Below are 3205 nucleotides of genomic sequence, written 5' to 3' on the forward strand. Positions count from 1 at the left end.
GCGTCACGCAGCCTTGGGCGCGTTGACGTCGCTCGGCAGCGCCTTCTGGGCGACCTCGACGAGCGCGGCGAACGCACCGGCGTCGTTGACGGCCAGCTCGGCCAGGATCTTGCGGTCGACCTCGACGTTCGCGGCCTTCAGACCCTGGATGAAGCGGTTGTACGTGATGCCGTTGGCGCGGGCAGCGGCGTTGATGCGCTGGATCCACAGCTGACGGAAGTCACCCTTGCGCTTCTTGCGGTCGTTGTAGTTGTAGACCAGCGAGTGGGTGACCTGCTCTTTGGCCTTGCGGTACAGGCGCGAACGCTGACCGCGGTAGCCGGAAGCCTGCTCGAGGATCGCCCGGCGCTTCTTGTGGGCGTTCACTGCCCGCTTGACGCGTGCCACTTGTTAACTCCTTGTAGCGGGGCCGCGGTGGTCTTCACACGGCCCGAAATCGATTGGGTCCCGGTCCTGACGTACGGCGCTCACGCGCCGAAGCGTCACTTGCCGAGAAGCTTCTTGATCTTCTTGGCGTCGCCCGGGGCCATCTCGGCGTTGCCGGTGAGGCGACGCGTCACACGGGACGACTTGTGCTCGAGCAGGTGGCGCTTGCCGGCACGCTCACGGAGCACCTTGCCGGAGCCGGTGACCTTGAAGCGCTTGCTGGACCCGCTGTGCGACTTGTTCTTCGGCATAGCGCCGTACTCTCCTCGTCGGTGGCGCTCCGGTGCCCGGTTGCGAAAACCGGGCACGGTGGAGCGTCGTCTTGTTTCGGTTACTTCCTCGGGACTCGCGTCCCCAGGGGTCACGCCTCGGCGGGCTCCTCGGCCGGCGCCTCGACGTCCAGGTCGGCGTCCGCGTCGGCTTCCGCGGCGTTCTGCGAGCGGCCGGGGTTGGCCTTCGCTTCCGCCTTGCGGGCCTCCTGCGCCTGGCGAGCCTCGGCCATCGCCTCGGTCTTCTTCTTGTGCGGACCGAGGACCATGATCATGTTTCGGCCGTCCTGCTTCGGGTTCGACTCCACGAAACCGAGGTCCTGGACGTCCTCCGCGAGACGCTGCAGCAGTCGGTAGCCCAGCTCGGGCCGGGACTGCTCGCGACCACGGAACATGATCGTGATCTTGACCTTGTCGCCCTGCTTGAGGAACCGGACGACGTGACCCTTCTTGGTGTCATAGTCGTGCGGGTCGATCTTCGGCCGGAGCTTCATCTCCTTGATGACCGTGTGCGCCTGGTTCTTGCGCGCCTCACGGGCCTTCATGGCCGACTCGTACTTGAACTTCCCGTAGTCCATGAGCTTGCATACAGGCGGACGGGCGGTAGCCGCCACCTCGACCAGGTCCAGGTCGTACTCCTGCGCAAGCTCCAGTGCCTTGGCCAGGGGGACGATGCCCACCTGCTCGCCACTGGGACCGACAAGTCGCACCTCGGGAACGCGAATCCGGTCGTTGATGCGGGGCTCGGCGCTGATGGATCCTCCTCGGTAGCACCACGCGACGGTCTGGCGGACGGCCGCGTAACGTCTCTATTCGATAGACCTAACCGAGCGGAAGCAGAAAAAATGCCCCGGACGATCCCAGGCGGGGCTCCTCGAACTACCGGAGCACCGCCGCGGTGACCGCGGGGCGCGCTTTCGGACGGATCGCCGCCGCTGGGACGGGACCGTCTGACCGGTGACCCGCCGCCCTGGGGGCGGACAGGTGGGAGTTCGAAAGCCTCCACTTGTGGGTCGGGCTCGTGGGCCGTGAGGCATACGGGTCCGACCGGTCGTTACACGAGGTTACCAGCATTGGCCAGGAACGGCTAATTGGGACGCCGTGGGGCCTGGTGCGGCAGGGGCCCGTCCTGCGCCTATCGTGTGGGGCATGAGTGAGATCCCTCCTGAGTCCCCCGACTTCGACGCCATGGCCCGCGACATCGCCGAGGTCCCGGCGGTCGAGGTGATCGTGACGGTCGCCGTCAACCTGATGAGCGCCGCCGCGGTGAAGCTCGGTCTGACCGAGGAGGGCGACAAGCACAAGGATCTGGACGAGGCCCGCAAGCTGGTGCACGCGCTGGCCGGCCTGCTGGACGCCTCCGCGACCGAGATCAGCTCGTTCCACGCGTCGCCCCTGCGCGACGGCCTGAAGTCGCTGCAGCTCGCGTTCCGCGAGGCGTCGCTCCGCCCGGACGAGCCGGGCCAGGGGCCGGGCGAGAAGTACACGGGTCCGGTCTACGGCTAGTCCCGAGGCCGGCCGGTCACAGCCGGTTCATCAGCGTTCGTACAAGGGCTCGCCCGGGGGCGTCGCCTCGGCCGGCAGCAGTGCCAGGTCGAGGCCCCGCACCAGGCGGGCCCTCAGTGTTTCGTCGGCGGCGAGCCGCTCGGCGACGGCCCGGGCGGCCTCGGCCGGGGTCGCGGACTGATCGAGGACCAGGGCGAGGGTGCCGTCGGCCCGGCCCGGTCCGAGATGGGCGCGCAGGACGGCGGGCTCGGCGGCCACGGCATCGCGTACGGCCGTGATGACGGCCGGGTCGGCCAGCGGGTCGGTGGTGGACCGGCCCTCCGCGAGGGCGAGCAGCGCGGAGCCGGTGAGCTCGAAGGGCACGGGTCCGGCCAGATCCAGCACGACCGTGTCCGCCTTCTCGTGGGCGGCGGCCTGGAGGGCCTGGTGCAGAGGGACGGCGACGGGGCGGGCCGCCGGGTCCCAGCGGGCGAGGGAGTCCGCGGACGTGAAGGCGGGGAGGGCGGTGCGGTCGCCGGCCTTCAGGGTCGGTACGGCCATGTCGCTGGTCTTCTCGCGGCGCAGTCCCCGCTCGTCCTCCTCGACCTCGCCGAGCACGGCCACGACGGGGACGAGCAGCCGGGCGCCCTTGAGGGCGTCGAGGACCGGGCCCAGGGCGCCGCGGTCCTCGGACCAGGCGGCGAGTGCCGCGCTCAGCCGGGGGTCGGCGGAGCCGTCGTCGTCGGAGAAGCCGGAGTCGGGGATGTTCTTGTTCGCCACGGTCATCGACCCTATCGGCCGGGTGCCGCCGCTTCGGCAGCGGTCGTGATCCTCGCGGCGGCTAGAAGTCGTCGCGGTGCGTACGGCGGCCGCGCCACAGGACCACGGCCGCCACCAGCAGGACGGCGCCGGCGCTGCCCGCGAGAGGGGCGGCCCAGTCGGCGGTGTCGTCGCCGGAGGCGGCGGCGTCCGGGCCGCTGCCGAAGTACTTCTCGCCGTGCGCCGCCGAGCGCAGGCCCTCCGGC

5 protein-coding genes and 1 pseudogene are annotated in these 3205 nt (G+C 70.1%); 1 reads left to right on the top strand and 5 read right to left on the bottom strand.

Features of this window, described 5'->3' with window-relative positions:
* Positions 1-3 precede the first annotated feature (3 nt).
* From rplT to infC, 3 genes are all read right to left on the bottom strand, one after another.
* On the bottom strand, positions 4-387 hold the full coding sequence (rplT, locus tag ACFTZL_RS43250; RefSeq protein ID WP_004002577.1) for a 50S ribosomal protein L20: 384 nt from the start codon (positions 385-387) through the stop codon (positions 4-6).
* Positions 388-482: 95 nt separating this feature from the next.
* Positions 483-677, bottom strand: coding sequence for a 50S ribosomal protein L35 (rpmI, locus tag ACFTZL_RS43255; RefSeq protein WP_003989075.1), 195 nt, complete (start codon positions 675-677; stop codon positions 483-485).
* Between the two features lie 110 nt (positions 678-787).
* Complete coding sequence (infC, locus tag ACFTZL_RS43260) at positions 788-1450, bottom strand: translation initiation factor IF-3 (protein ID WP_382595634.1); 663 nt, start codon at positions 1448-1450, stop codon at positions 788-790.
* A 394-nt stretch (positions 1451-1844) separates the two neighbouring features.
* On the opposite strand from infC, the gene ACFTZL_RS43265 reads away from it, so the two are divergent.
* Positions 1845-2201 carry a DUF1844 domain-containing protein gene (locus tag ACFTZL_RS43265; RefSeq protein ID WP_382595631.1) on the top strand — a complete coding sequence of 119 codons (357 nt, stop codon included), beginning with the start codon at positions 1845-1847 and terminating at the stop codon, positions 2199-2201.
* Positions 2202-2231: 30 nt separating this feature from the next.
* Here ACFTZL_RS43265 and ACFTZL_RS43270 read toward each other — a convergent pair whose 3' ends face one another.
* Together ACFTZL_RS43270 and ACFTZL_RS43275 are read right to left on the bottom strand one after the other, a co-directional pair.
* On the bottom strand, positions 2232-2960 hold the full coding sequence (locus ACFTZL_RS43270; RefSeq protein ID WP_382595637.1) for an SseB family protein: 729 nt from the start codon (positions 2958-2960) through the stop codon (positions 2232-2234).
* A gap of 61 nt (positions 2961-3021) precedes the next feature.
* Positions 3022-3205, bottom strand: a pseudogene (locus tag ACFTZL_RS43275) (type VII secretion-associated serine protease mycosin); the annotation flags it as partial.

Origin of the sequence: Streptomyces sp. NPDC056948 (assembly GCF_042674225.1) — a bacterium.
In the GTDB taxonomy this organism is placed as follows: domain Bacteria; phylum Actinomycetota; class Actinomycetes; order Streptomycetales; family Streptomycetaceae; genus Streptomyces; species Streptomyces purpurascens.

Bases quoted from the DNA above. Each gene is read 5' to 3' on its own strand.
- rpmI (WP_003989075.1), bottom strand. From the start codon at position 677: ATGCCGAAGAACAAGTCGCACAGCGGGTCCAGCAAGCGCTTCAAGGTC.
- ACFTZL_RS43265 (WP_382595631.1), top strand. From the start codon at position 1,845: ATGAGTGAGATCCCTCCTGAGTCCCCCGACTTCGACGCCATGGCCCGC.